Source organism: Rhizobium sp. BR 315 (assembly GCF_050577975.1).
Lineage (GTDB): Bacteria > Pseudomonadota > Alphaproteobacteria > Rhizobiales > Rhizobiaceae > Rhizobium > Rhizobium miluonense.
Genome location: NZ_JARWKZ010000005.1, coordinates 187,960 through 214,793 on the forward strand (window position 1 = coordinate 187,960; position 26,834 = coordinate 214,793).

General features: G+C 57.9%; 24 protein-coding genes and 1 riboswitch. Of the genes, 11 read left to right on the top strand and 13 right to left on the bottom strand.

What is annotated here, in order from left to right; genetic code table 11:
• Positions 1-28: 28 nt before the first annotated feature.
• The 3 genes from QD409_RS08635 to QD409_RS08645 form a co-directional block, all read right to left on the bottom strand.
• The gene (locus QD409_RS08635) at positions 29-1,399 is read right to left on the bottom strand and encodes a glutamine synthetase family protein (protein ID WP_430762439.1); all 1,371 of its coding nucleotides are present in this window, start codon (positions 1,397-1,399) and stop codon (positions 29-31) included.
• Positions 1,400-1,525: 126 nt separating this feature from the next.
• On the bottom strand, positions 1,526-3,097 hold the full coding sequence (locus QD409_RS08640; RefSeq protein ID WP_430762440.1) for an amino acid permease: 1,572 nt from the start codon (positions 3,095-3,097) through the stop codon (positions 1,526-1,528).
• Between the two features lie 127 nt (positions 3,098-3,224).
• Positions 3,225-3,992, bottom strand: coding sequence for an N-formylglutamate amidohydrolase (locus QD409_RS08645; RefSeq protein WP_430762441.1), 768 nt, complete (start codon positions 3,990-3,992; stop codon positions 3,225-3,227).
• A 180-nt stretch (positions 3,993-4,172) separates the two neighbouring features.
• On the opposite strand from QD409_RS08645, the gene QD409_RS08650 reads away from it, so the two are divergent.
• The 7 genes from QD409_RS08650 to QD409_RS08680 all read left to right on the top strand — a co-directional run bounded on the left by QD409_RS08650 (position 4,173) and on the right by QD409_RS08680 (position 10,384).
• Positions 4,173-5,045, top strand: a complete 873-nt coding sequence (locus tag QD409_RS08650; RefSeq protein ID WP_430762442.1) for a MurR/RpiR family transcriptional regulator — start codon at positions 4,173-4,175, stop codon at positions 5,043-5,045.
• A gap of 188 nt (positions 5,046-5,233) precedes the next feature.
• The gene (locus QD409_RS08655) at positions 5,234-6,337 is read left to right on the top strand and encodes an ABC transporter substrate-binding protein (protein ID WP_430762443.1); all 1,104 of its coding nucleotides are present in this window, start codon (positions 5,234-5,236) and stop codon (positions 6,335-6,337) included.
• 72 nt (positions 6,338-6,409) lie between these two features.
• On the top strand, positions 6,410-7,300 hold the full coding sequence (locus tag QD409_RS08660; RefSeq protein ID WP_092850884.1) for an ABC transporter permease: 891 nt from the start codon (positions 6,410-6,412) through the stop codon (positions 7,298-7,300).
• Positions 7,297-8,085: an ABC transporter permease gene (locus QD409_RS08665; RefSeq protein ID WP_430762444.1), complete on the top strand. Its 789-nt coding sequence runs from the start codon at positions 7,297-7,299 to the stop codon at positions 8,083-8,085. Before QD409_RS08660 ends, QD409_RS08665 begins: the two co-directional genes overlap by 4 nt.
• A gap of 11 nt (positions 8,086-8,096) precedes the next feature.
• A complete protein-coding gene (locus QD409_RS08670; RefSeq protein WP_430762445.1) occupies positions 8,097-9,158 on the top strand; it encodes an ABC transporter ATP-binding protein in 1,062 nt (353 codons plus the stop codon).
• A gap of 105 nt (positions 9,159-9,263) precedes the next feature.
• Positions 9,264-9,409, top strand: a riboswitch (FMN riboswitch).
• Between the two features lie 89 nt (positions 9,410-9,498).
• Positions 9,499-9,975, top strand: coding sequence for a 6,7-dimethyl-8-ribityllumazine synthase (locus QD409_RS08675; protein ID WP_430762446.1), 477 nt, complete (start codon positions 9,499-9,501; stop codon positions 9,973-9,975).
• 58 nt (positions 9,976-10,033) lie between these two features.
• Complete coding sequence (locus tag QD409_RS08680; RefSeq protein WP_430762447.1) at positions 10,034-10,384, top strand: VOC family protein; 351 nt, start codon at positions 10,034-10,036, stop codon at positions 10,382-10,384.
• Between the two features lie 162 nt (positions 10,385-10,546).
• On the opposite strand, the gene QD409_RS08685 is transcribed toward QD409_RS08680, so the two are convergent.
• Both QD409_RS08685 and QD409_RS08690 read right to left on the bottom strand, forming a co-directional pair.
• Entirely contained in the window at positions 10,547-10,942 is a 396-nt protein-coding gene (locus QD409_RS08685; protein ID WP_430762448.1) for a VOC family protein, read from the bottom strand.
• Positions 10,943-11,038: 96 nt separating this feature from the next.
• Entirely contained in the window at positions 11,039-11,464 is a 426-nt protein-coding gene (locus QD409_RS08690; RefSeq protein ID WP_430762449.1) for a tautomerase family protein, read from the bottom strand.
• 121 nt (positions 11,465-11,585) lie between these two features.
• Here QD409_RS08690 and QD409_RS08695 point away from each other — a divergent pair, with 121 nt between their 5' ends.
• The gene (locus tag QD409_RS08695) at positions 11,586-12,197 is read left to right on the top strand and encodes a TetR/AcrR family transcriptional regulator (RefSeq protein ID WP_430762450.1); all 612 of its coding nucleotides are present in this window, start codon (positions 11,586-11,588) and stop codon (positions 12,195-12,197) included.
• A gap of 70 nt (positions 12,198-12,267) precedes the next feature.
• On the opposite strand, the gene QD409_RS08700 is transcribed toward QD409_RS08695, so the two are convergent.
• The 5 genes from QD409_RS08700 to QD409_RS08720 all read right to left on the bottom strand — a co-directional run bounded on the left by QD409_RS08700 (position 12,268) and on the right by QD409_RS08720 (position 17,632).
• Complete coding sequence (locus QD409_RS08700; protein WP_430762451.1) at positions 12,268-13,272, bottom strand: ABC transporter ATP-binding protein; 1,005 nt, start codon at positions 13,270-13,272, stop codon at positions 12,268-12,270.
• 12 nt (positions 13,273-13,284) lie between these two features.
• Positions 13,285-14,373: a Gfo/Idh/MocA family protein gene (locus QD409_RS08705; RefSeq protein ID WP_430762452.1), complete on the bottom strand. Its 1,089-nt coding sequence runs from the start codon at positions 14,371-14,373 to the stop codon at positions 13,285-13,287.
• On the bottom strand, positions 14,370-15,209 hold the full coding sequence (locus QD409_RS08710) for a carbohydrate ABC transporter permease (protein ID WP_430762453.1): 840 nt from the start codon (positions 15,207-15,209) through the stop codon (positions 14,370-14,372). Before QD409_RS08710 ends, QD409_RS08705 begins: the two co-directional genes overlap by 4 nt.
• A gap of 13 nt (positions 15,210-15,222) precedes the next feature.
• Complete coding sequence (locus QD409_RS08715) at positions 15,223-16,176, bottom strand: carbohydrate ABC transporter permease (RefSeq protein WP_430762454.1); 954 nt, start codon at positions 16,174-16,176, stop codon at positions 15,223-15,225.
• 196 nt (positions 16,177-16,372) lie between these two features.
• Positions 16,373-17,632: an ABC transporter substrate-binding protein gene (locus tag QD409_RS08720; RefSeq protein ID WP_430762455.1), complete on the bottom strand. Its 1,260-nt coding sequence runs from the start codon at positions 17,630-17,632 to the stop codon at positions 16,373-16,375.
• Positions 17,633-18,177: 545 nt separating this feature from the next.
• Between QD409_RS08720 and QD409_RS08725 the strand changes: the two genes are divergently transcribed.
• Both QD409_RS08725 and QD409_RS08730 read left to right on the top strand, forming a co-directional pair.
• On the top strand, positions 18,178-19,062 hold the full coding sequence (locus QD409_RS08725; RefSeq protein ID WP_430762456.1) for a BadF/BadG/BcrA/BcrD ATPase family protein: 885 nt from the start codon (positions 18,178-18,180) through the stop codon (positions 19,060-19,062).
• Complete coding sequence (locus QD409_RS08730) at positions 19,059-19,823, top strand: GntR family transcriptional regulator (RefSeq protein ID WP_004116184.1); 765 nt, start codon at positions 19,059-19,061, stop codon at positions 19,821-19,823. The genes QD409_RS08725 and QD409_RS08730 overlap by 4 nt, the downstream gene beginning before the upstream one ends.
• A gap of 137 nt (positions 19,824-19,960) precedes the next feature.
• Here the strand turns inward: QD409_RS08730 and metH are convergent, their stop codons facing one another.
• Positions 19,961-23,737: a methionine synthase gene (gene metH, locus QD409_RS08735; protein WP_430762457.1), complete on the bottom strand. Its 3,777-nt coding sequence runs from the start codon at positions 23,735-23,737 to the stop codon at positions 19,961-19,963.
• A gap of 265 nt (positions 23,738-24,002) precedes the next feature.
• Between metH and QD409_RS08740 the strand changes: the two genes are divergently transcribed.
• A complete protein-coding gene (locus QD409_RS08740) occupies positions 24,003-25,259 on the top strand; it encodes an AGE family epimerase/isomerase (RefSeq protein ID WP_430762458.1) in 1,257 nt (418 codons plus the stop codon).
• Between the two features lie 45 nt (positions 25,260-25,304).
• On the opposite strand, the gene QD409_RS08745 is transcribed toward QD409_RS08740, so the two are convergent.
• Together QD409_RS08745 and QD409_RS08750 are read right to left on the bottom strand one after the other, a co-directional pair.
• Complete coding sequence (locus QD409_RS08745; RefSeq protein ID WP_430762459.1) at positions 25,305-25,793, bottom strand: heme-degrading domain-containing protein; 489 nt, start codon at positions 25,791-25,793, stop codon at positions 25,305-25,307.
• 59 nt (positions 25,794-25,852) lie between these two features.
• Positions 25,853-26,791, bottom strand: coding sequence for an ATP-grasp fold amidoligase family protein (locus tag QD409_RS08750; protein ID WP_092851081.1), 939 nt, complete (start codon positions 26,789-26,791; stop codon positions 25,853-25,855).
• Positions 26,792-26,834 lie beyond the last annotated feature (43 nt).

Consider the following 26,834-nt stretch of genomic DNA (forward strand, 5'->3'; position numbering starts at 1 on the left):
ATCGGGCATGAGGCAGTTCGCAAAAGCCTTACGCTCTTTCAAATCCGCGCGCCACTTCCCAATCGGTAATGCGGCGATCGTACTCCTCCTGCTCCCATTCGGCAGCGCGGGTGTAGTGATCGATGACATCGTCGCCGAAGGCGGCGCGCAGCATTTTCGAATTGGCCAGGGCCTCGGTCGCACCGCGCAGGGTGCGCGGAATTTCGCGAACCTCACGTGCGCCATAGGCGTCGCCGACGAAGGGCGCTTCCAGTTCGAGCTTGTTCTCGATGCCATCGATACCAGCAGCAATCAGGGCCGCGAAAGCGAGATAGGGATTAAGATCGGAGCCGCCAACCCGGCATTCTATACGAATGCTCTTGGTCTCAGCACCGCACAGGCGATAACCGGCCGTGCGATTATCGGTGCTCCAGATCGCCTTGGTGGGCGCGAAGGTGCCGGCAACGAAGCGCTTGTAGGAATTGATATAGGGCGCCAGGAAATAGGTAATTTCGCTAGCATGCGTCAGAAGGCCGGCGACATAGTGCTTCATCATCGGCGTCATGCCGTGCTCTTTTTCCTTGTCAAAGAACAGCGGTGTCTTGCCGTCGGCGCTCCAGAGCGACTGATGGATATGCGAGGAGCTGCCGGCGGCGCTATAGTTCCACTTCGCCAGGAACGTTATGGCTTTGCCCTTCGACCAGGCAATTTCCTTGCAGCCGTTCTTGATGATGGCATGGCGGTCGGCCATGGTCAGCGCGTCGGCGTAGCGGACGTTGATTTCCTCCTGGCCGGCCGAGGCCTCGCCCTTGGAGTTTTCAACCGGGATATCGGCGCCCTGCAAACCTTTGCGGATCGCCCGCATCACATCTTCTTCCTTGGTGGTCTGGAAGATATGGTAATCCTCATTGTAGCCGCTGACGAGATTGAGGTTGCGATAGCCGGATTCGCGGGCGCTGTCATAGCTCTGGTCGAACAGGAAGAATTCGAGTTCCGAAGCCATGTAGGCCTTCATGCCCATCGCCTCGAGGCGCTTGACTTGCTTCTTGAGGATGGCACGCGGCGAATGCGCCACTTCCTCATGCGTATGATGGTCGAGCACGTCGCAGAGAACCAGCGCCGTGCCTTCGAGCCAGGGAATGCGGCGCAGCGTGGCCAGATCGGGCTTCATGGTATAGTCGCCATAGCCCTTCTCCCAGCTCGTGGACTTGTAGCCGGAGACGGTTTCCATCTCGATGTCGGTCGCCTGCAGATAGTTGCAGCTATGCGTTTCCTTCCAAGCGCTCTCGACGAAGAATTCCGCCTGGAAACGTTTGCCCATCAGGCGTCCCTGCATGTCCACCTGGCATGCCAGAACCGTGTCGATGCGCCCTTCGGCCACATCCTTTCTGAGGTCATCGAACGTATAGCTAGTGCTCATGATTAATCCGCCTGAAAGATAGAAGAGTGATCGGCTGACAGCTTAATGGGACGTATAACCCAAAGCCGTGCATCGAGTAGGAGGGGCCGCAGCGACGGCCCCCGCCGGATTGAAGACGAACGAGGATTATACTTCGCCAACGGCCCGTTCGGCGGCGGCGATATCGGCCTGACGCTTGGCGATGACGTCGCCAATCGGCGGTCCCTGGAAGCGCCGCTGTTCGAAGGCAAACCAAACGACCGCGGTCAGGACCAGGAAGCCGATGGTGATGTAGAGAGCCCATTCGTTCGGCGGCTGCACGCCGATGATGAAGATGATCGCCATAGCAATGACCACCAGAACCGAGACCAGCTTATAGGTACCGATACCCATGTTCCACGGCCCCATTTTCGGCCATTTCGCAGTTCCGATCGCCTTGATGCCGAGGACGATCGGCACAGTGAACGAGAGGAACAGGAAGATGACGGTGCACGACACGACGATGGTATAGGCCGAAGAGCCGGCGACCGGGACGAGCGAGGCGCCCCAGACGAACAGGACGGCAAGAACCGCGCCCGTCCAGATGGCGACGGAAGGTGTGCGGAACTTGGGGCTGACGCTGGCGAGCGACTTCGAGAACGGCAGGCCACCGTCACGCGAGAAAGCATAGATCATGCGCGATGCGGATGTGACGGTCGCAAGGCCGCACAGCAGCTGCGAGATGAAGATCGCAACATAGAGGATATTGGCGACGACAGGGGTGGTGATGCTGTTGATCGTCCAGAAGAAGACGTTCCAGCCCTGTTTCGATGCTTCATTCATGTCCGGGATGGCCAGCAGGAAGGCCAGCAGCATGATGTAGCCGAACAATGACGACCACCAGACCGAGGAGACCATGCCGCGCGGCACCGAGCTGGATGCCTTGACGGTCTCTTCGGACGTATGCGCCGAAGCGTCATATCCCGTGATCGTGTAGATCGGCAGCAGCAAACCGAGAGCAAAGACGTACCAGATATTGTCCATCTTCGGCCAAACCGATGCATCACCCTCCGGCGTGCCTGAGTAGTTGGTGAAGGTCCAGATGCGGCTGATGTCCCAGCTCTTCACCCCGATCAGGCAGACGACGGTCAACGCGATCGCGGCAGCAAAGATCAGGTAGCCGGACATATCGGTCAGCTTTGCCGTAAGCTTGATGCCGAAATGATTGATCAACGCCTGCAGGCCGGTGATGATGGCAACGAAAATGATCTGGTTCGCAAAACCGGCCGAGGTATTGGTATCAACGGCAATGCCGAACCAGGTGGCGATGGAGCCGCTGAAGAAGCCCCAAGTCCCGACATTGATTGCGCCAAGCACGGTGATCAGGCCGAGAAGATTGAGCCAGGCCGTCAGCCAGCCGGTGAACCGGTTGCCCAGGATCGAGCCCCAGTGATAAAGGCCGCCGGCCGTTGGATAGGCCGAAGAAATCTGTGCCATCGAGAGCGCGAAAACACCCGAAATCACGCAGCCGATCGGCCAACCGATGCCGATTGCGGCACCGCCGGCACCCGATGTTGCCTGTGCGAGCGAGTTGATACCGCCAGATAGAATGCAGATGATGGAGAAGGAAATGGCGAAATTCGAGAATGAACTCATGCGCCGTTCCAGCTCCTGAGCATAGCCCATGGAGTGCAGGATATGAACATCCTGCTTTTTGTCTAACTCTGTGTAATCAGACATGTCATTCCCCCTTAAGCCCGGTCGTCCGCGGGATTGCGGAGAACCATGTGTCACATGAGCCGCCGGCTTTTTGCCGTGCGGCTCGATCGCAGTTGAACTGCTCCCCGGGGTCTTTTTCTTCTTATACTCAGGCTTCCAGACTGTTCTGGAGGAGCCCTGTCAGATAGTCAGCCATGACCCCTTGGCTAACGTCATCTCCAATGAGATCGTTGCGGATCTCGATCATTACGTTGTGCAGACCATTGGCGATCCCATGCAGCTTCAGCGTATGGGTGACGCCATCTTCCGGACCGTAAGGCCGGTTGCGTTCGGTTTGATAGAGTGGTGCCTGCGCCGCCGCATCCAGCATGCGATCGGCCAGCCAATGGTCCTCGTCATGCAGAATGCCGAGCTCCACCGCCCGCGGCTTGCCGTTATAGATCGGCGTGAAGCTGTGCATCGTCACGATCACGGTTCTTTGTCCGCGAGCCCCTCTCTCTTTCAGCAGAGTCCGGATGCGGTCATGAAAGGGTATATAGAGACCTTCGGTGCGTGCCCGCCGATCCGCCTCGTCCAGTCGCTGATTGCCCGGGATCGTATAAATCTCGCTGGTTTCCGGCATCGCACCGGCACTTTCCGGTGGCCGGTTGCAGTCATAAATCAGACGGGAGAAACGCTGAGAGATCAAAGTCGCGTCCAGGGCCGCCGAAATCTTGCTTGCAACCGCAAGTGCACCCGGATCCCAGGCGATATGGCTGGAAAGAGCTTCGGCGGAAAGGCCTAGATCGCCAAACCGCTCGGGCAAAGCACGAGATGCGTGTTCGCAGATGATGAAAACCGCGCTGCTTCCGTCCGGCCTTTCGACCGCGACGCAATCGCCGTCCGCCTTCGTCAAAATGCCTTGCTGTGCAAGCATCCGGGGCGCCCCATTGCCGATTAATAAAATCTTTATAAGAAAAGAATTCTTCAGCTTTTGGCCGCTGTCAACCGGAAACTGAAAATATTTCTTCATTTGTGACATTGACTCGAAATGTGACAGCGTTGTTATATCGTTGCAGGAGATCGGCATAAGACCGACCCGGGGAGCAAAAATCGATTGCGCAATGCGTCAAAGACAGTTTCTGACGTGATCAATGCCCGCTTCGACACGCTGACGCGCGCCGAAAAGCAGCTGGCTAAGAGCCTGCTCGACAACTACCCCGTTTCGGGGCTGGGCAGTATTACGACAGTCGCAGAGAATGCGCGTGTTTCAACGCCGACCGTCGCCCGCATGGTGCAAAAGCTCGGCTATAAGGGCTATGCCGACTTCCAGTCTCACCTCCATCAGGAGGTCGAGGCGACCATCTCCAACCCGCTGACAAAACATGATCGCTGGGCATCGAATGCGCCCGGCACGCATATTCTCAATCGCTTCGCAGATGCGATCATGAGCAATTTGCGCCAGACGCTCGCTGATATCGATGCCGCGGCATTCGATAGCGTAGCGGCCTTGCTGTCCGAGCGTAAACGTGGCCTCTATTTCGTCGGCGGCCGCATCACGGGCGCACTTGCCGAGTATTTCTTCACCCATATGCAGGTGATCCGCCCCAACACCACGCTGCTCTCCTCCAATTCCAGCACTTGGCCGCAATATGTGCTGAATATGAACCCGGGCGATCTGCTCGTGATCTTCGACATCCGCCGCTACGAGCAGGAAATGGTCAATCTGGCTGCCGCCGCCCGTCGGCGCGGCGCCGAGATCATCGTCTTTACCGATCAATGGGCAACACCGGCCGCCAAGCACGCCAAGCACATCTTCCGCGTGCAAATCGAGGCGCCATCAGCCTGGGATTCGTCGGTTGTCACACTTTTCATCGTCGAGGCCTTGATCGAAGCCGTGCAAAGCTTGACCTGGGACGAGACAAGCGAACGCATGAAAACGCTCGAAGGTCTTTTCGAACAAACGAAATTGTTTCGCAAACTCAGCTAGAGGGAAGCAAAACGACAAAATTACATGAGATGGAGCGGTGTGAAATGCAGCAGCTGTCACACTTGACGATTAGAAGCGAAATCAACCGCGTTTACCGGAAACGAAGCGCTTTGAAGCCGTCACACAACCTTCATCTAATGTCATTAACAGCAACGCAAGGCACTGAAAACCCAAAAGGAGGAAATGCAGTGATCTCGAAACTTCACCGTCTTCTGACTATCTCCACCGCGATGCTCGTCGCTTCGTCCGCCATCGCTGCCGCAGAGCCGAGCGCCGATCTCATCGCTGCGGCGAAGAAGGAAGGCACGCTGACCACGATCGCCCTGCCCCACAACTGGTGCGGTTATGGCGACCTGATCGCTGCGTTCAAGGCCAAGTACGGTATCGACGTCAACGAACTGAACCCGGATGCCGGTTCGGGCGATGAAGTCGAAGCAATCCGCGCCAACAAGGGCAACACCGGCCCGCAGGCTCCTGATGTCATCGACGTCGGTCTCTCCTTCGGCCCGACCGCCAAGAAGGAAGGCCTGCTGCAGCCTTACAAGGTCTCCACCTGGGCTTCCATTCCGGACAGCGCCAAGGATGCCGAAGGCTACTGGTACGGCGACTATTACGGCGTTCTCTCCTTCGTCGTGAACAAGGATGTCGTGAAGAACCCGCCGAAGGACTGGGCTGACCTGCAGAAGTCGGAATACGCAAACACCGTTTCGCTCGCTGGCGATCCGCGTACTTCCAACCAGGCTGTTCAGGCCGTTTACGCCGCTGGCCTCGCTGCCGGCGAAAAGGATGCCACCAAAGCAGGCGCTGCTGGTCTCGATTACTTTGCAAAGCTGAACAAGGCCGGCAACTTCGTTCCGGTCATCGGCAAGTCTGCTTCGCTCGCTCAGGGCGCAACCCCGATCGTCATCGCTTGGGACTACAACGGTCTTTCCTGGCGCGACAGCCTGAAGGGCAACCCGCCGGTTGACGTCACCGTTCCGGCTTCGGGCGTTATCGCCGGCGTATATGTTCAGGCGATCTCGGCCTTCGCTCCGCATCCGAACGCTGCCAAGCTCTGGATGGAGTTCCTCTATTCCGACGAAGGTCAGATCGGCTGGCTGAAGGGCTATTGCCACCCCATCCGCTTCAACGACCTGGCAAAGAACAAGAAGGTTCCGCAAGAGCTTCTCGACAAGCTGCCGCCGGCTGCTGCCTATGAAAAGGCTGTCTTCCCGACGCTCGAAGAGCAGGCTGCTGGCAAGACCGCCATCACCACCAAGTGGGATTCCGTCGTCGGTTCGAACGTACAGTAATCCGACTTAGCAGACCTCCCCGTTTCGGCGGGGAGGTTTTCCATTTTTTCGACGCCGCGGATTGGACCAGTCATGAGCATCGTCACAACATCAACGGTCAGTTCCACTCCGATGATCAACAAGCGCGTGGTCGTCGACTGGTTGGGTATTGCGCCCTTCCTGATCTTCGCGCTGCTGTTTCTAATTTTCCCAACGGTCTATCTGGTCGCCGGCGCCTTTTTGACGCCGGACGGAAGCTTTACCCTCAAGAACATCGCCGACCTGTTCACGCCGACGATCATGAGCGCCTATTTGATCAGTATCAAAATCTCGGTCGCTTCGGCGCTCGGCGGTGCGATCATCGGCTTTTATCTCGCCTGGGCGCTGGTGCTTGGCGGCCTCCCTTCCTGGGTCCGCCATGCCTTCCTAACCTTCTCGGGCGTCGCATCCAATTTCGCCGGCGTGCCGCTGGCCTTTTCGTTCATCGCCACGCTGGGCCGCCAGGGTCTCGTCACCATATTGCTCGCCCATTTCGGCTTCAATCTTTACTCGACGGGCTTCAATCTCCTCAGCTTCTTCGGCCTTACCATCACCTACATGTACTTCCAGATCCCGTTGATGGTGCTGATCATCACACCGGCGCTCGATGGCATGAAGAAGGAATGGCGCGAAGCCGCCTCCATTCTCGGCGCAACCAACACGCAATATTGGTTGATGGTCGCCCTGCCGATCCTCTGGCCCAGCCTGCTTGGCACGACGCTGCTGCTATTTGCCAATTCGTTCGGCGCGATCGCGACGGCAATTGCGCTCACCGGCAGCTCGCTAAATATCGTTCCGATCGTGCTCTATGCGCAAATCCGCGGCGACGTGCTGCACAATGCCAATCTCGGCTATGCCCTGGCACTCGGCATGATCGTCATCACCGGTATCTCGAACGTCGTCTATATCTTGATGCGCATGCGCGCTGAACGGTGGCAGAAATGAAGCTGCAAAAACTCTTCGCTTGGATCGCCGTTGCCATCGGCCTCATCTACTTTCTGGTTCCGCTCATCGGCACGCTGGAATTCTCGCTGCGCATGCGGCGCAACGCCTATAGCTTCGATGCGTATGCTTCGGTGTTTTCGGACTTCGGCTTTATCACGGCCTTCGGCTTTTCGATGTTGATGGCGCTTCTGACTATCATCTTCGGCATGCTGCTCGTCGTACCGACCGCCTATTGGGTGCGGCTGCGGCTGCCACAGATGCGCCCCTTCGTCGAATTCATCACGCTGATGCCGCTGGTCATTCCCGCCATCGTCATCGTCTTCGGCTATCTACGCCTCTATAATTCTTCGTCGATCCTGCCGCTGACGGGCTATAATTCGACGACGAACATTCTGCTTGTCTGTTCCTACATTGTATTATCCCTGCCCTATATGTATCGTTCGGTGGATACGGCGATGCGCACCATTGATGTCGGCACGCTGACGGAAGCGGCCGAGAGCCTTGGTGCAAAATGGACAACCATCATGTTCAAATGCATCTTTCCAAATGTCATGAGCGGTGTGCTTTCCGGAGCGTTCATCACACTCGCGATCGTCATGGGTGAATTCACCATGGCGTCGCTGCTCAACCGTCCGGCATTCGGGCCCTATATGCAGCTCATGGGCGCCAACAGAGCCTACGAGCCGTCCGCCCTGGCAATCATCGCACTTGCCGTTACCTGGCTCAGCATGGGCCTATTGCAGCTCGTTTCCCGTTTCTCAAAATCCGCTCCGATTAAGGCGTAAGGCTTCTCACCATGGCTTTTCTCGAACTCACCCACATCAAGAAATCATTCGGCGAAGTTCAGGTCGTTCACGATTTCAATATGCAAATCGAGAAGGGCGAATTCGTCTCCTTCCTCGGACCGTCGGGTTGCGGCAAGACGACCGTGCTGCGCATGATCGCCGGCTTCGAAATGCCGACGGCAGGCACGTTGATGATCAACGGCAAGGATCAGCGGCCGCTGAAGCCGAATCAGCGCAACATCGGCATGGTGTTTCAGGCTTACGCGCTGTTTCCCAATATGACGGTGCACGACAACGTCGCTTTCGGCCTCAAGGTCGCTGGCATGTCGAAGCCTGATATCGACAAGCGCGTCAACGAGATGCTGCGCCTCATCAAGCTCGATCACCTCGCCGGTCGCTATCCCTACCAGATGTCAGGCGGCCAGCAGCAGCGCGTGGCACTTGCGCGCGCCATCGCGGTCAAGCCTCAGGTTCTCCTGCTCGATGAACCACTCTCGGCGCTGGATGCCAAGATCCGCATCTCGCTCCGCGAGGAAATCCGTGCGATCCAGCAGCAGCTCGGCATCACCACGGTCTTCGTCACGCACGATCAGGAAGAGGCACTGTCGATCTCCGACCGCATCGTCGTCATGAACGCCGGCCGCGCAGACCAGATCGGTACGCCTTTTGAAATCTACAATACCCCAGCGACCCGCTTCGTAGCTTCCTTCGTTGGCACACTGAACCTGATCGAAGGCAAAGTCGTCGATCCCAACAGCAACCGCATCATGATCGGCGATCAGGGCGTGACCTTGAAGCAGTCGGTCACGACCTACAAGCCGGGCGATACCGTGTCGCTCGCCCTGCGTCCGGAGGCAGGCTCGCTGGCCGAATCAGCCAAGGGCGATACGGCACTGACTGGCGAGGTTTCCTCTGCGCACTTCCTAGGGTCGGTCATCCGCACGCGCATGAACGTCGCCGGAAACACGATTTCCTTCGATATGTTCAACAGCCCAGGCATGATGCCCCCGAGCGTCGGAGAAAGGGTGACCCTGCGGTTCGCCTCGTCCGATCTCCTGGTCATTCAGGATTGAGAACATCCTCACACAAGAGGAATGTTTTGGAAAAATAATCGCAAACGCCGGGCCAAAAGCCTGGCGTTTTTCTTTGATTTCCCTGCGGAAATGCATTTATAGTTTACGCGTTCTCAGGGCGGGGTGAAATTCCCCACCGGCGGTATGGGGATTTCCCCGAGCCCGCGAGCGCCTTTCGGTTCTCCGAAAGGGTCAGCAGATCCGGTGAGAGGCCGGAGCCGACGGTATAGTCCGGATGGAAGAGAGCAAGCAGGGTCGCACCTCCTCGGCGCCGAGGGGCGCTGCAATGCTGCGTGTTCGCCCAAGGGATACTTGACACAACCCTTGAAAGGCAAAATTCATGACTATTTCTATCTCTACCCAGCCGAGCCGCATTGCGCTTATTCGGGCCCGCTGGCACGCCGATGTCGTCGACCGTTGCGTCGATTCATTCGTTGCCGAGTGGCAGACGGCGGAAGACGCATCGCCGATCGATATCTTCGACGTGCCAGGTGCACTTGAAATCCCGTTGCATGCGCAGACGCTTGCTCGCAACGGCCGCTATTCGGCGATCGTCGCCACCGCTTTTGTTGTCGACGGTGGCATCTACCGCCATGAGTTCGTTGCCAATACCGTCCTCGACGCAATGATGCGCGTTCAGCTCGACACCGGTGTTCCGATCCTTTCAGCAGTCCTCACCCCACATCACTTCCAGGAGTCGGAGGCTCATATCCAGTTCTTCAAGGAACATTTCATCATCAAGGGCCGCGAAGCGGCGAGCGCCTGCCGACATATTCTCGCAGAACGCGCAAAGCTGCTGCCATCCGTTACGGTCTGAGCCAGCATGGTGGAGGCGCGGCGGAAGCCCGCCTCCATTTCACAGGGGAGAAACGTCAGTGACCGTCTTACGCATAATCCCAAACCTTACCGCCGCCGATCCTGCTGCGGCCCAACTATTTTATCACGACCTGCTCGGGCTCGACCTTGTCATGGACCATGGCTGGATCCTCACCTTCGCCTCAGAAGCGGCAACGGTGCCCCAGATCAGCGTCGCCAGCGAAGGCGGTTCGGGAACCATCGTTCCCGATCTTTCGATCGAGGTGGATGATGTCGACACGCTCTATCGGCGCGCCACATCCATGGGTTTCGGCGTATTGTATGACCTCACCGACGAGCCTTGGGGCGTTCGCCGTTTCTACCTTCGCGACCCTTTCGGCAAGGTCGTCAACATTCTGTCCCATCGCTAAAACAGAGCGAGCGGAGCACGCGGCGCAGTCCCGTTGCAAAACGATGCAGAGCTCCCCTCAACCCAACTATCGCAGATCATCATTGAAGGTGGTGCGCCATGAATTCGTCCGGGCAACCGGATTATTTGAGATCAACTTTCGGCCTCGCAATAAGCGAGGTTCCTATTGCGCGCAGTCAATCATCCATTGCACGCCATACCGATCCGTCAGCTTGCCGTAGTAGCTGCCCCATGGCTGTACGGCGAGCGGCGTCGTCACCGTTGCGCCCTTAGCCAATAGGGCAAAAATCCTGTCGGTGCTGGCGCGGTCGTCCATGACCAGGATGTGCGCGGATCCGCGCATCGGCTCAGCGTCATGATTGTCGGATGCGAAGAATAACACGCCTGGCCCCTCGAAACGCGCATGCATCACCCTGCCCCGCATAGACTCGTCAGCAAGCGTCATTCCATTGGCACCGTGCCGAACCAACAGCGTGATCCGGCCGAGTCCGCAGGCGGTATAGAAGGCAAGCGCGTTCTCACAATGCGTTGTGAAAAACAGATAATTGGCGAGTTGCACGTCCTGCCTCCCTCTTGCTGTTGGACGATAGCGGCTTAAGCGCGCCAGTCCGGCATTGATGTTAACTCCGCTGCCTCAGCGGTGATAAGCCTTTGCTTAGGATGCTGCAGCGTTCTGAATGGCTTCAACCAGATCTGCATTGCTGTAACTCTGGCCTGCAATGCCCCAGGCTCCCTCCGGCGCATAGACGATGTTCGACCAGATGTGCTCGCGTTTGATGCGCCCTTCGGCTGCCCGCTCAACGACCTCGGTCGCCTTTTCGATGAATGCGCGCTTGGCCTCAGTCGTCGCAAGTGCGATCTCGGGCAGCTTGAGTTCGACGAAGGCCGCGGCAACGGGTTTTCCTGCGGCCAGCACATGGTTGGCAGGAAGCACATTAATCGTGCCAATGACATTGGCTGTCATGAAAGTATTTCCAGTCAAGCCGGCAACATCGAGGACAGCATCGGTCAAGCCGGCAAAAGCCTGCGCCTGTGCTTGAGACGAAAGCAGTCCTTCGGATACGGTGAGCGTAATGGGCATTGGAACATCTCCTTGTTGGACCTGTGCCGGTAATTGATATATACCGATCACTCTTTAACGATACACATCGATCACTCTCTATGCAAGCAATAAAGAGAGATCACTCTTAATGGAGACCGCAATGCGGTATAGCGCCGAACATAAGCAAGAGACCCGGACGCGGGTCATCGCGGCTGCCGGGCAGGTATTTCGAAAGGAAGGTTACGGCGGTGCGGGCATCGATGCCCTGACGAAAGCAGCCGGGGTTACCAACGGCGCTTTCTACGGACACTTTAAGTCTAAGATCGAAGCATTCCGCACGGCTGTCGTGGAGGGTTTGGAGGAACTGCGCCAGGCCGTTTTAACACTCAGGGAAAACCAGTCGAAAGGCTGGCTGCAAACCTTTGCCAGCTACTATCTCGGCTACAAGCGGACTTGCGATCTCGGCGACAGCTGCACGCTGCCGAGCCTTTCCCCCGATGTTATGCGCGCCGACGAGGAAACGCGCGATGCCTATACGGCGGTATTGAAGAAACTCATAGCGGATGTTGCGGCCGGCCTGCCGGAGGACAAGAAAGCAGACGCAAACGAGACAACGGCGGAGGATCGCGCAATCATTCTCCTCGCCACGCTCAGCGGCGGCGTGACCCTTGCGCGCGCGGTCTCCGATCCCGCTCTTTCCAGCCATATTGCCGAGGTCATAGAACGGGCCGCGCTGGTAACGGGCAATCTCGCTAGTCCGCAAGACGAGTGATCAATTGTCGGGATCTTTCAGCAAGAATTGACCGAGGCAAAGCTTCCCGCTTCACCTCGGCTAGGCCAATTTACGCCCGGATCACTTGGTCATTCGCATCGAAGCGATGCATATGGCTCCTGTCCGGCGTCGCGTAAACGATCTGGTCCGGCTCGTATTTGTGCTCGCCGAATAGACGCACGGTCAGGAGGCCGGTGGTCTCGGATTCGAGATAGATGATCGTGTCGGCGCCGAGATGCTCGACGTGAATGACCTTGGCTGCCCAAGAGCCCCGATCGGGCGACAGCGTAATATGCTCGGGGCGGATGCCGACAGTCTTGGCGCCGCTTTCGCCCAGCCGCTCGGCCGGAATGAAATTCATCTGCGGCGAGCCGATGAAGCCGGCAACGAAGATATTGGCCGGGCGATTGTAGAGTTCCATCGGCGAACCGATCTGCTCGATCGCGCCGGCATTGAGCACCACGATCTTGTCGGCAAGCGTCATCGCCTCAACCTGATCGTGGGTAACATAGATCATAGTTGCCTTGAGGCTGCGATGCAGGCGGGCGATTTCGAGGCGTGTCTGTACGCGCAGGGCCGCATCGAGGTTCGACAGCGGCTCGTCGAAAAGGAAAAGTTCCGGTTCGCGCACGATAGCGCGGCCGATGGCGACACGCTGGCGCTGACCGCCGGAAAGCTCGGCCGGTCGGCGGGCCAGATAAGGGGCAAGCGACAGCATGCCGGAAGCCTTATCGACACGGCTGTCGATCTCGGCCTTCGGGGTGCCGGCCTGCTTGAGACCAAGCCCCATATTGTCCTTCACCGTCAGATGCGGGTAGAGCGCATAGGACTGGAAGACCATCGAGATGCCCCGCTTTGCCGGCGGCGTCACGGTGACATCCTGCCCATTAATCAGCACGGCGCCCGAAGTCACGTCTTCGAGGCCGGCAATGCTGCGCAGAAGGGTCGACTTGCCGCAGCCGGAAGGACCGACGAAGATGACGAACTCACCGTCCTTCACTTCGAGGTCGATGCCCTTCAGCACATCATGGATACCGTAGGCCTTGCGGATGGATTTCAGTTGAAGCGATCCCACAGACTTTTGTCCTTATAGATAAACAGGCTTGCCGGTGCGCACGCTTTCATCGGCGGCGAGGCAGATTCGAAGAGAGTTGAGAGCGTCGTCCATGTGGCGGGTGAGGTCCAAGTCTTCACGGATGGCCTTCAACATGAAGGCCTGCTCCGCCTCGCAAAGTTCCTGGTGACCAGGTTCGCCCGTCATGTTGATGATTTCATCCGGAGATGCGAGCCGACCAGTCGCTTTGTCGATATCAGCGCGATGAACGCGGATCGTTGAGGTCTTCGTGTGAGCATCCACATCATCCGACTTCGTATTCGGATCAACGACAATCGAGACCGCCCCATTCGGCGACATCACATCCTTCACGAAGAAGGCCGTCTCCGAAATCATCGGCCCCCAGCCAGCCTCATACCAGCCGACCGAACCGTCCTCGTAGATCACCTGCAGATGGCCGTAATTATACATATCCGGCTTGATCTCCTGCGATAGCCGCAGACCCATGCCGCGCACTTCGACGGGTTTGGCATCGGTGATCTGGCACATCACGTCGACATAATGCACGCCGCAATCGACGATCGGCGAGGTCGTGCGCATCAATGACTTGTGTGTTTCCCAAGTCGGGCCGCTGGATTGCTGATTGAGGTTCATGCGGAAGACATAGGGACCGCCGAGCTTCCGCGCTTCCTCGATCAGTCTCACCCAGGATGGATGATGGCGAAGGATGTAACCGATCACCAGCTTCCGCCCGGCCTTCTTCGCAGCAGCAACGATACGCTCCGCATCCTCCATAGTTGCTGCCAGCGGCTTTTCAATAAAGACGTCGCAACCTGCCTCAAGCGCCATCACAGCGTAGTCGGCATGGCTCTCCGTATATGTGCAAATCGAACAAAGGTCCGGTTTCAGCTCGGCAAGGGCTTTGGCAAAGTCAGGCCAGATCTCGTAGATATGCAGGGCCGGATCCAATGTTGGAGCTGTCCGGTTCACCAGACCGACAATCTCGAAGCCCGGATTGCGGTGATACGCGAGTGCATGGCTGCGACCCATATTGCCGAGCCCGGCGACGAGCACACGAACTGGCTTGTTTGCCGTGTTGATATCTGCTTGTTCGGGTTTCACTTGACTGCTCCGGAGGTAATGCCGCGAATGAGTTGACGCGAAAACAAGACATAGAGGATGAGAATCGGCAGGATGGCGAGCGTTAGCGCCGCCAGCACTGCGTTCCAGTTGGTGACGAACTGGCCGATGAAGATCTGCGAGCCGAGCGTCACCGTCTTGGTCGCCTCGCTCGGCGCCAGGATCAGCGGAAACCACAGGTCGTTCCAGATCGGGATCATGGTGAAGACCGCGACCGTTGCCATCGCGGGGCGGACCAGCGGCAGAACCAGGCGGAAGAAGATGGCGTATTCACTGAGACCATCGATCCGGCCGGCGTTCTTCAGGTCACCGGATACGGTCCGCATGAACTCCGAGAGAATGAAGATCGCCAGCGGCAGACCCTGCGCGGTATAGACGAGGATCAGTGCCGTCAGCGTGTTGACGAGGCCGGCGGCGACCATGCCCTGCAGAATCGCGACCGTACCGAGGCGGATCGGGATCATGATGCCGATCGCCAGATAAAGGCCCATAATGGTATTGCCGCGGAAGCGATATTCCGACAGTGCGAAAGCCGCCATCGCCCCGAACAGCAAGGTGAAAATGATCGAGACGATCGTCACGATGAAACTGTTCTGGAAATAGGTCAGGAAATCCCCCTGCTTCAGAACGGTGTCATAACCGATCATGCTGAAGGAGGATGGCGTCGGAACCGACAAGGGCGCACGGAAGATCGATGCGCGATCCTTGAAGGAATTGATGACCGTCAGGAACACCGGGAAAATGGCGACAAGCGTATAGGCGATGAGCGCCAGATGCACGAGGCCGGTACGGACAACGGAAGTGCGTGCCTTCGACATGGATCGCCGCTCCTCAGAATTGGTAACGGCGAATGCGCCGCTGCACGATGAAAAGATAGAAGGAAACGCCGGCGAGGATGATCAGGAACATCACCGTCGCGATCGTCGCGCCCATCGAGCGGTCGCCCAGCTGCAGTTGAAAGCCGAAGAACACGCGATAGAGCAACGTGCCGAGAATATCGGTGGAGCCGTCGGGTCCCGCCAAGGCACCCTGCACGGTATAGACCAGGTCGAACGCGTTGAAGTTGCCGACGAAGGTAAGGATCGAGATGATGCCGATCGCAGGAAGCACCAGCGGCAGTTTGATCTTCCAGAACTGGCTCCAGCCGGTGATGCCATCGCATTCGGCAGCCTCGATGACCTCTTCTGGAATGTTGAGCAGGGCCGCATAGATCAGCATCATTGGAATGCCGACATATTGCCAGACGGAGATAAGGGCAACGGCAATCAGAGCCGTGCTCGGCTTGCCGAGCCAGGGCGCGAAAAGCGACTTGAGGCCGATCACGTTCAAGAGCTCAGGCGCAACGCCCCAGAGCGGCGAGAGGATCAGCTTCCAGATAAAGCCGACGACGACGAAGGACAGCAATGTCGGCAGGAAAATGGCCGTGCGATAGAAGGCGACGAAGCGCAGCTTCGGCAGAGACAGAAGTGCTGCCAGCGCGACACCGATCGGATTCTGCACACACATATGAATGACGAAGAAGATCAGATTGTTGCGCAGCGCATTCCAGAAGTCATGCACCCAGCGCTCATCGCCGAACAGCACTTTGAAATTGTTCAGACCGACGAAGACGGGTTGATTGTCGACGACGTTGTAAAGCGACAGTCGCAAGGTCTCGATCAACGGCAGGATCATGATCGCCGTATAGACGACGAAGGCCGGGAAAAGGAAAACGAGGATGTGCCAACGTTTGGGGTGCCTGATCGGCGTGACCTCAACGGCATCTGATGTCGCAGCGTCGCTCATGGCTTTCTGCCTGTTCTTGTTGGCTGACCGATGGAACGGTAGCACTAAGGTTCAAATCCACCCGTTGCCCCGGTGTGCGGCCGGATCGAAACGATGTCGGGCGTGTCGCAATGCAATGGCGACCTGATCGCCAGAACGATGGTTCATGATAAGAAAAGGGCGGGAGCCAGAAGCCCCTCGCCCCTCTAAGCGATGATCACTTGGCCGGCTTGTACCAGCTGTCGAGACCCTTCTGCAGCTTCTCGCCAGCCTGTGCCGGAGTATCCGTGCCGTTGATGACGTTTGCGGATTCGGTCCAGGTTGCGTTTTCCAGGTTCGGCGTGCCGCGCGACAGGATCTGATACGTGGAGCGAACGGTCGACTTGTGGTCGTTGCGCCAGGAAACGAATGCCTGGGCAAGCGGATCGCTCATCTTTACCGGATGCGAGTTCAAGCTGAAGAAGCCCGGCAGCGCGTTGGCGTAGATGGTGGCGAACTCGTCGGAAGCGACCCAGCTCAGGAACTTCTTGGCTTCTTCCTGATGTGCGCTCTTCGCATTGAGGCCAACGCCGATATCCGGATGGTCCGAGATGTAAGCTGCGTCGCCAGCCTTTGCGACCGGTGGCGGGAAGGCGCCCATCTTGAACTGAGCCTGCGTGTTGAACAGGCCGATTTCCCAGGAACCGGACGGATAGATCGCAGCCTTGCCGAGCGTGAAGAGATTCTGGCTGTCAGAATAGCTCTGAGCCTCGAAACCGTCGCCGAGATAGGGCTTCCACTTGACCAGTTCCTTGTAAGGATCGACCCATGCGGCGTCCGTCAGCTTTTCCTTGCCTGATATCAGAGCCTTGCGGCCATCCTCACCCTTCCAGTAGTTCGGGCCGATATTCTGGTAGCCCATGGTTGCGGCTTCCCACAGATCCTTCGTGCCCATTGCCATCGGGACGTAGGTGCCGTCAGCCTTGATTTTGTCGAGAACTGCAAAGAACTCTTCGCGCGTCGTCGGAACCTTGAGGCCAAGCTTGTCGAAGGCGTCCTTATTGTAGATGAAGCCGTGAATGACCGAGGCCATCGGCACGCAGAAGGTCGACTTGCCGTCGTCCGTGGACCATGCAGCCCTGGCAACTGCTGAGAAGTTGTCCATCCCCTTCAGGCTCGTGAGATCAACAAGATGCTTCTTGTTGAAGAGATCGAGCGACGCGTCGAACGGACGGCAGGTGATGATGTCACCGGCGGAGCCGGCATCGAGCTTGGCGTTCAGCGATGCGTTGTATTCGGTTGGGGCAGTCGGCGAGAAGACGATCTTGATGCCCGGATTCTTCGCTTCGAAAGCCGGGATGATCTTTTCCTGCCAGATCTGCAGGTCGTCGTTACGCCAGCTCTCAATGGTCAGCGTCACGTCGGCTGCATGCGCCAGGCTGACGGAGGTCAGCAGGCTCGATGCGAGAAGCAAGCCTTTCAGAACATTGGTTTTCATTTCCCTCTCCTGTTTTCCGCGCCCGTAGCAAGGCGCTGTTCTCGATCTGAAAATCCGCTGGCCGGTCCGAGGAAACGGTCAGCGCTCCATAGAGATCGCCAGTTCTGCCGACCTCCCATGCATAAGGCTTCAGGGGCGAATTGCCCGATCGGCCCGATCAACGTCTGCCTGCCGCAGGAAAGCGGAGGCACTGCGAGAACCCTGCGGGAAATTCATGACGAGCGCCGAAACGCGGATCCTCCTGATCCAGTGGCTTCGAACAACGACGAGATGCGTGCTTGATCGCCTCGCCTACCGGCCGTTGTTGTTCTGCCAGCCCTGCCGATGTCTATTCGCACTGTTCCCTTGGAGCGAATTAAGGCCAAAAAAATACCAATTGTCCAGCCGATTTTAACACTCGGCAGCAAAAAGAAAGGATAAAAAAATTTTACATATATGTTTCAAATAGATAGAAGACAGCAAAAATGGACGCTTTCCCTATTGGTAAATGGTATTTTTTTGGTATTGTATGGAAAAATGGGGAACAGGCGGTATCCGGAGGCATGATGGGACAGTTTGCAATAGGCATCGACGGCGGCGGAACGAACTGCCGTGCAGCCGTGATAGACCAAACGGGGCAAATTCTCGGCACAGGCAAGGCCGGCGCCGCAAACATTCTCTCCGACCTGGAAAACTCTCTGATCAACATCGTCGAGTCGGCGCGGCAGGCACTGACAAATGCGGGGCTCGGCCCGGAGCTTGCGCGTCAACTGCCGGCAGTCATCGGTACAGCAGGCGCCAATGTCGGCAACTATGGCAAACGGGTGGAAGGCGCCCTTCCCTTCGCGAGCTCTCGCGTGGTCACGGATGCCACGATCGCGCTTCAGGGCGCGCTCGGCGATGCCGATGGGATCATTGGCGCCTTCGGCACCGGCTCCGTCTACAATGCCCGCCGTGACGGCAAAATCTGGGGGATCGGCGGTTGGGGKTTTGTCATCGGCGATCAGGCGAGCGGCGCCCGCCTCGGTCGCGACCTGCTCGAACGAGCCGTTCTCGCCTTTGATCGGGTCACTGCAGCCTCACCGCTGACGGATACCGTCATGGCCGAATACGGAAATGATCCGGAGCGGGTCGTCGAATTTGCCCATGCATCCAAGCCAAAGGATTTTGCGCGCTATTCGCCGATCGTCTTCGAATATGCCGCAATGAACGATGTCGTCGCCATGGATATCGTCAAGACGGCAGCAAAGGCCATAACCGAAAGCCTCGACGCGCTGCTCTGGCCAGAATGCCCTTCGATCTGCCTTCTCGGCGGCCTTGCCCAAGCCTACCGCCCCTGGCTCGATGCGCGCCATAAAACGCTTCTCGCCGAACCCAGGGGTGACGTGCTACGCGGAGCAATTGATCTGGCAGCAAAACTACTGCGGGATGGGGAAGGAAACCGGGGATGACCGAGGATTTAAGTGCCATCTTCTCACCGGAACGCCTGTCAGGCGGGGGCACCGGCCCGCTCTATGTCAAGCTGCGCCGTACGCTCGAAGATGCCGTAAAGGTCGGGAGATTGAAACATGGCGACGCGCTGCCGCCCGAGCGCGATATCGCCGAGTTCGCCGCCGTCAGCCGTGTTACCGTGCGCAAGGCGATCGATGATCTCGTCGCCGAAGGTATTCTGGTGCGCCGTCACGGGTCCGGAACCTTCGTCGCAAAGCCGGTTTCCAAAGTGGAACAGCGCCTATCGCAGCTCACCTCGTTCACCGAGGATATGGCGCGGCGCGGCATGACCGCGCGTTCGGAATGGCTGCATAAGGGCATCCATACGCCATCCCCCGACGAGATGATGATCCTCGGCCTTGCCGCCGATACCAAAGTGTCACGGTTGAGCCGCCTGCGTATCGCCGACGATCAGCCGCTCGCGATCGAGCACGCCAGCGTCTCCGGCGAGTTCCTGCCGGATCCATCGGTGGTGACGACATCGCTTTATGCGGAACTGGAGAAGCAGCAGGTTCGCCCGGTGCGGGCCGTTCAGCGCATATCGGCAACCAATATGAAGGAGGCGGATGCGGGGCTGCTTGGCGTTCCGGTGGGAGCGGCAGGCCTTTCGATCGAGCGTATTTCCTATCTCGGCTCAGGTCGAGCCGTGGAATTCACCAGGTCGCTATATCGGGGAGACGCCTATGATTTCGTCGCGGAATTGACGATCGGCGCCACGTAATCTCACTCCCGCCCAGACAAGAGATTCGTATTTGCAATCAAATTGATATCGTCGCAACCTCAGTGAGATTGCGACGATTGTGGAATGCGGAATCAGCTTGTGAGAAAAACGCTCTAAGAGGTTGAAACGACTCTCAATCAGGCCGCATCATCGACCACGTCATCGCCCTTCGCCGGCACGTAGTTCAGCACCGGACCCAGCCAACGCTCTACTTCGGCAACGGGCATGTCCTTGCGGATCGAATAGTCCTCGACCTGATCGCGCTCGACCTTGGCGACGCCGAAATAGTAGGAGTCGGGATGCCCGATATAGATGCCGGACACCGAGGAACCGGGCCACATCGCATAGCTCTCCGTGAGCTTGACGCCCGTTGCCGCTTCGGCATCGAGAAGACGGAAGAGCGTTTCCTTTTCGGTATGATCGGGCTGCGCGGGATAGCCGGGCGCAGGACGAATGCCGGCATAGGCTTCCGAAACAAGCTCCTCGCCGGAAAAGTTCTCATCTGGAGCATAACCCCAGAATTCACGTCGGACGCGCTCGTGCATCCGTTCAGCGAAGGCTTCGGCAAAACGATCGGCGAGCGCCTTCACCAGGATCGACGAATAATCGTCATTGGCGCGTTCGAAGCGCTCGGCAATAGCGATTTCTTCGATCCCCGCTGTGACGACGAAACCGCCGACATAGTCGCCTACGTCGCTCGAAACCGGCGCAACGAAGTCCGAAAGAGCGACATTCGGGCGGCCGTCACGCTTCGACAGCTGCTGGCGTAGCGTGTAGAACGTCGCAAGCTCACTGGAACGGCTTCCGTCCGTGAACAGCTTGATGTCGTCGCCAACGGTACCGGCCGGCCAGAAGCCGATGACGGCGCGAGGCCGGAACCAGTTTTCCGAGATGATCTTTTCCAGCATCGCCTGAGCGTCGCCATAAAGCTGCCGCGCCGCCTCGCCCTGCTTTTCATCTTCGAGGATCGCCGGGAAGCGACCCTTCAACTCCCAGGTCTGGAAGAATGGCGTCCAGTCGATATATTTGGCGAGCTCCGCCAGATTGTAGTTCTCGAACACCTTTGTCCCGAAGAACTGCGGCTTGACGGGCTTGTAGTTCGCCCAATCGACCTTCTGGGCATTCTCGCGGGCTCTGGCAATCGGCAGGCGCACCTTCTCCGCCTCGCTGCGCGCATGGGCGGCGGCGACCTTGGCATATTCCGTCCTGATAGTGTCGACATAGCCTTGTTTGGCGTCCAGCGACAGCAGCGACGAGACAACACCGACGGCGCGGCTGGCATCAGTGACGTAAACCGCCTGCCCCTTCTCGTAGCGCGGATGGATCTTCACCGCCGTATGCACGCGGCTGGTGGTCGCACCGCCGATCAGCAACGGAATGTCAAAACCCTGCCTCTCCATCTCCGAGGCGACATGTACCATTTCATCCAGGGACGGCGTGATCAGGCCCGAGAGGCCAATAATATCGACCTTCTCGGCGACTGCCGTTTCGAGAATCTTCGTCGTCGGCACCATCACACCGAGATCGATGATCTCGTAGTTATTGCAGGCGAGCACGACGCCGACGATATTCTTGCCGATGTCATGCACGTCGCCCTTAACGGTCGCCATCAGCACCTTGCCGGCGGACTGTCGTTCGCTGACGCCGCCATTGGCGAGCTTCTCAGCTTCCATGTAGGGCAGCAACACGGCAACAGCCTGCTTCATCACGCGGGCGGACTTCACCACCTGCGGCAGGAACATCTTGCCCGCACCAAAAAGATCGCCAACGACGTTCATACCGGCCATCAGCGGGCCTTCGATGACATGCAGGGGACGCTCGGCTGCCTGACGCGCCTCCTCGGTATCGGCCTCGATATACTCGGTAATGCCGTTGACCAGCGCATGCTCCAGCCGCTTCGCGACGGGCCATTCGCGCCAGGAAAGATCCTGCGCCCTCACTTCCTTGCTGCCAGCTCCGCGGAAACGCTCGGCAATTTCAAGCAGCCTTTCCGTGCCGTCCGGCTGGCGATTGAGAACGACATCCTCGCACGCCTCGCGCAGCTCAGGGTCGATGTTGTCGTAGACCGCGAGCTGACCGGCATTGACAATGCCCATGTCCATACCCGCCTGAATGGCGTGGTACAGGAACACGGCATGCATCGCTTCGCGGACGGGTTCATTGCCACGGAAGGAAAATGACAGGTTCGACACGCCGCCGGAAATATGAACCAGCGGCATGGTCTGACGGATCGTCCGCGTCGCTTCGATGAAGTCGACGCCGTAATTGTTATGTTCCTCGATACCAGTCGCAACGGCGAAGATGTTCGGATCGAAGATGATATCTTCCGGCGGCAGGCCTGCCTTTTCCGTCAGCAGCTTATAGGCGCGTGAGCAAATCTCGACCTTGCGCTCATAGCTATCTGCCTGTCCCTGCTCATCGAACGCCATGACCACGACGGCAGCGCCATACATGCGCATCAGACGGGCCTGCTTGAGGAAGTTCTCCTCACCCTCTTTCAAGGAGATCGAATTGACGATCGGCTTGCCCTGCACGCATTTCAGACCAGCCTCGATGATCGAGAATTTCGAGCTGTCGATCATCACGGGAACGCGGGCAATGTCCGGCTCGGCGGCGACCAAATTCAAAAACTCGACCATGGCCTTCTCGGAATCGATCAGGCCCTCGTCCATATTGATGTCGATGACCTGGGCACCGTTCTCAACCTGATCGCGGGCAACGGCAAGTGCAGCCGTATAATCGGCATTGGTGATCAGCTTCCGGAATTTCGCCGAGCCTGTGACGTTGGTACGTTCGCCGACGTTGACGAAGGGAATGTCCTTGGTGAGCTCGAATGGCTCGAGGCCGGAGAGCGACATAAAGGGGCGGTGCTCGGCCGGCTTGCGCGGAGGATATTTCGAAACCGCCTTGGCGATCGCAGCGATATGCTCAGGCGTGGAGCCACAGCAGCCGCCAACGATATTCACGAGGCCTTCGCGCGCAAACTCCTCCACCTGAGCCGCCATCATTTCGGGCGTCTCGTCATACTGGCCGAACTCGTTCGGCAAGCCGGCGTTGGGATAGGCGCAGATGAACGTGTCTGAAGCCGCCGAAAGCTCCTGTAGATGCGGCAGCATAGCATTTGCGCCGAGAGCGCAATTGAGGCCGACTGTGAAAGGGCTGGCGTGACGCACGGAGTTCCAGAAGGCCGACGGAGTCTGACCCGACAGCGTGCGGCCCGAAAGATCCGTGATCGTGCCTGAAATCATGACCGGCAGGTGGATGCCCTTGGCCTCGAAGCGCTCTTCACAGGCGAAAATCGCTGCCTTGGCGTTCAAAGTATCGAAAATGGTCTCGATCAGGATGATGTCGGCGCCGCCATCGATCAGGCCGTCAATCTGCTCGCCATAGGCCAGGCGCAAATCGTCGAAGCTGACGGCGCGATAGCCGGGATTGTTCACATCAGGGGAAATGGAAGCGGTACGGTTGGTCGGACCGATGGCGCCGGCCACGAAGCGGCGCTTGCCGTCTTCCCGTTCCGCACGGATTGCGGCGCGGCGGACGATCTCGGCCCCCTCTTTGTTGAGATCATAGACCGCACCTTCCATCTGGTAGTCCGCTTGCGCGATGCTCGTGGATGAGAAGGTGTTGGTTTCCAGGATGTCGGCACCGGCCTTGGCGTAGCGATAATGAATCTCTTCGATCGCGTCAGGCTGGGTCAGAATAAGAAGGTCGTTATTGCCCTTCTGGTGACAGGCGCAGCCTATGAAGCGATGACCCCGAAACTGGTCCTCGTCGAAACCGAGACCTTGGATCTGCGTACCCATGGCGCCATCGAGCACGAGAATGCGCTCGCTCGCAGCCTTTCGCAGAGCTTTGAGTATTTCGCCGCCGTCACGCTTTGTCGTTTCGGAACCAAAAAGATCGTCAAACATTGGGTGAATTCCTCTGGCCTGATTACGACTCCGCAATCAGATCACATAAAGATATCTTTATGTCAATATATCTATGCTCTAGTCGCGCGCAACGCAAGCTCGCGGTTTCTATAGCCTACCCAATTTGCGAAAAATACGAATAAAGCGAATTCCCACCCGACCATAGACAAAACAGTGTCGCCGACACAGTTTCCTCCCATCACGCCATGACAGCACTTTCGGGCAGCGCTATAGGGCTTGTGGAAAAGAATCGAAGGAGGACGGCATGAACACACAGGTTGAACCCGCAGCGCTCGGAAACTGGAGCACGCGCGCCTATCATCGGCGCTGGCTGCTCGATCAGGCGAGCGCGCTCTTTGACTTCTTCCAGTATCGCGCCGTCAATCCCAAAGGCGGCTTCTATGACTTAGACGATGCCGGCAAGCCGCTGGATGCGACCAATCCGGTACGCGGCATTCATTCGACGGCCCGCATGGTCCATTGCTTCTCGATCGGATCGCTGCTCGGCCGCCCCGGCGCGAACGAGATTGTCGATCACGGAATGAACTATCTGTGGAAGCATCACCGCGATACGAAACATGGCGGTTACGTCTGGTCGCTGAACAATGACGGCCCGGTCGATTCCAGCAAGCAGGGCTATGGCCATGCATTCGTACTGCTCGCGGCCTCCTCCGCCAAGACGATCGGCCATCCTCTGGCCGACGGAATGCTCGCCGATGTCACCGAAATTCTGAATGCGAAGTTCTGGGAAGAAAAGCACGGCGCGATTGCCGAGGAGTTCAACCAGGATTGGTCACTGATCGATGGCGGTAGCTATCGCGGCCAGAACTCCAACATGCATTTGACCGAAGCCCTGATGGCCGCTTTCGAAGCAACGGGCGACAAGTCGTACCTCGACAAGGCTGAAAGCATCGCCGATCTCGTCATCAGGCGATCGGCTGGATCCGTTGGCTGGCGCGTGGCCGAACACTTCAACAACGATTGGGTGCTGGACAAGGATTACCGCGGCAACGAAATGTTCCGCCCATCGGGCACGACGCCAGGGCATTGGCTGGAATGGGCGCGCCTCATCCTACAGCTTTGGTCTTTGGGGGAAAAGCGTCACGACTGGATGCCGGAAGCGGCTAAAGGCTTGTTCTCTCAGTCCATGTCACTGGGTTGGGACAGCAAAAAGAACGGGTTCTTCTACACGCTCGATTGGGAAGATGTGCCTGCAAAGCGCAACAAGCTCTGGTGGCCTGCCTGCGAAGGCGCCGGCGCCGCTCACTATCTGAATGAGCACGTTCCGAGTGATTTCCACGAGGAAAGCTATCGCAAGATTTGGAGCGTGATCGGCCAGGCGTTCATAGATCGCTCCAATGGTGGTTGGCATGAGGAACTGACGGAAGATCTCGTTCCGGCTCATACGCTGTTCCCGGGCAAGGGCGACATCTACCACGCCTTGCAGGCATGTCTGATCCCCCTCTTCCCGGCAACGGGCAGCCTGACCAAAGTCATCACCGAGGCCGGCGGAAAGATCTGACATTGGTGGCGGCGCCCGCTCAAAGCCCGGCGCCGCCTCAGCCCTCTAGCCGAGGCTGAGATTGTGGAGTTCGTGGCCGAGCGTGAGAGCCAAACCCTCGACAACGAGATTGTGGTCTTCACGCTGAGGGAGACCTGAAACCGTGACAGCACCAATGCAGCCCGTGCCGTTGACGAAAATGGGGAAGCTGCCGCCGGATGCGGCGTACTCGGCGCTCGAAAGCCCGCTCTCCTCGATCGTCTTGCCCTGCTGCTGCAGCCGCAATGTGCTGGCATAGCTGCTACGAAAATAGCGCAGCACCATGTTGCACTTGCGGCGTATCCAGTTGGAATTGTCGGGTGTCGATCCGGGCAAGGCTATGTAAAAAACCGGCATGGAGTGCAGCGTGATGTCGATGGCAACGCCGAGATTACGCTCGCTGGCGAGATCATGCAGCAACTTGCCGAGTACCCAGGCGGTCGAGAGGTCAAAGGCGTCGAAACGCAGCGTCTCCTCTTGCAGCGCGATACGATTGAGGTCCTTGTCGATCGTCATAGAAAACCTTCCCTAAAAATAGATCAGCCTATCAAACGCTGAGGGAGTGATTTGTCCACCTATCTATTCGACATTTCAAAACCAAGTTGCCACTTCTGGCCCAGCAGAAGATCGTATTCCTCCGGCTCGAGCACCTCGAAGCCTCCGCCTGGATAGAACGTCAACTCGCCGATGCAAACCCAATCCGCCGACGCATAGAAATCGACCCGCACGAAATCGATGTCGGAAGCGACGGTTTCCGCAACGGAAATCATCTCGTCGAGCCGCGGCGGACGCGCGACATGGCCCGGATAGAGACCGAGGTAATCCCGATCGAAGAACGGAAGCTTTTGCCAGTCCGGTGTATAGTTGCAGGAATAGCCCCGGCCATTCTCGCGTATGTCGATTTCGATATGCGATACCTTGCCGTTGAAGGTGAAGAGCCGGTAATCCCAGGGAACACGCCCCTCGACCAGCAGCATGCTTTCGATCAGGATGCGAGGTTCGATGCGCCTGTAGGCCCACTCCCGGTTATAAGACGCGTGGTCGATCGCCAGCCATTCGGCGGAAGGGTTGTTCTTAAGCAGCCGATCCACATCGGCCTGTCCGTAAAGAAAGAGCCCTACCCCGCTTGCATGGGTCGGCTTGACGACGGCGGGCAAGGAAATCTCGAACCAGTTGACGGCCGCAAGGTCTGTGCCGACCCAGAGTGTCGGGATGATGTACTGGCTACCCACTCTTTCCGCAATCAGCGCTTTCGCATCGGCCTTATCCACGAAACGCGGAAGCAGCGGATTACGATCATAGAGCTTCCGGGCCTGGATCTTCTCGGTGAGCGTTTGAGGCGACGTCAGATTGGGAAATCTGCCGCGGATGATACGATATTTCAACGCGCAATAGGACTTGTCGGGCAGCGGCGATATAAGGCGCCATAGAAGATTGTGCGCTCGCTCACGCAACCCCTTCTGGAGATACCCCGGAATAAGAAACCCATCCCGGTCGACGGTTCTATCTGTCATGGCATCCAACTTAAATTTCAACTAGAACGCAAGTGAAAATTAT

Excerpts from the sequence above, each read along its gene's own strand:
- QD409_RS08635 (WP_430762439.1), bottom strand. The coding sequence starts at position 1,399 with ATGAGCACTAGCTATACGTTCGATGACCTCAGAAAGGATGTGGCCGAA.
- QD409_RS08640 (WP_430762440.1), bottom strand. The coding sequence starts at position 3,097 with ATGTCTGATTACACAGAGTTAGACAAAAAGCAGGATGTTCATATCCTG.
- QD409_RS08645 (WP_430762441.1), bottom strand. The coding sequence starts at position 3,992 with ATGCTTGCACAGCAAGGCATTTTGACGAAGGCGGACGGCGATTGCGTC.
- QD409_RS08660 (WP_092850884.1), top strand. The coding sequence starts at position 6,410 with ATGAGCATCGTCACAACATCAACGGTCAGTTCCACTCCGATGATCAAC.
- QD409_RS08665 (WP_430762444.1), top strand. The coding sequence starts at position 7,297 with ATGAAGCTGCAAAAACTCTTCGCTTGGATCGCCGTTGCCATCGGCCTC.
- QD409_RS08670 (WP_430762445.1), top strand. The coding sequence starts at position 8,097 with ATGGCTTTTCTCGAACTCACCCACATCAAGAAATCATTCGGCGAAGTT.
- QD409_RS08675 (WP_430762446.1), top strand. The coding sequence starts at position 9,499 with ATGACTATTTCTATCTCTACCCAGCCGAGCCGCATTGCGCTTATTCGG.
- QD409_RS08690 (WP_430762449.1), bottom strand. The coding sequence starts at position 11,464 with ATGCCCATTACGCTCACCGTATCCGAAGGACTGCTTTCGTCTCAAGCA.
- QD409_RS08695 (WP_430762450.1), top strand. The coding sequence starts at position 11,586 with ATGCGGTATAGCGCCGAACATAAGCAAGAGACCCGGACGCGGGTCATC.
- QD409_RS08710 (WP_430762453.1), bottom strand. The coding sequence starts at position 15,209 with ATGTCGAAGGCACGCACTTCCGTTGTCCGTACCGGCCTCGTGCATCTG.
- QD409_RS08715 (WP_430762454.1), bottom strand. The coding sequence starts at position 16,176 with ATGAGCGACGCTGCGACATCAGATGCCGTTGAGGTCACGCCGATCAGG.
- QD409_RS08720 (WP_430762455.1), bottom strand. The coding sequence starts at position 17,632 with ATGAAAACCAATGTTCTGAAAGGCTTGCTTCTCGCATCGAGCCTGCTG.
- QD409_RS08730 (WP_004116184.1), top strand. The coding sequence starts at position 19,059 with ATGACCGAGGATTTAAGTGCCATCTTCTCACCGGAACGCCTGTCAGGC.
- metH (WP_430762457.1), bottom strand. The coding sequence starts at position 23,737 with ATGTTTGACGATCTTTTTGGTTCCGAAACGACAAAGCGTGACGGCGGC.
- QD409_RS08740 (WP_430762458.1), top strand. The coding sequence starts at position 24,003 with ATGAACACACAGGTTGAACCCGCAGCGCTCGGAAACTGGAGCACGCGC.
- QD409_RS08745 (WP_430762459.1), bottom strand. The coding sequence starts at position 25,793 with ATGACGATCGACAAGGACCTCAATCGTATCGCGCTGCAAGAGGAGACG.
- QD409_RS08750 (WP_092851081.1), bottom strand. The coding sequence starts at position 26,791 with ATGACAGATAGAACCGTCGACCGGGATGGGTTTCTTATTCCGGGGTAT.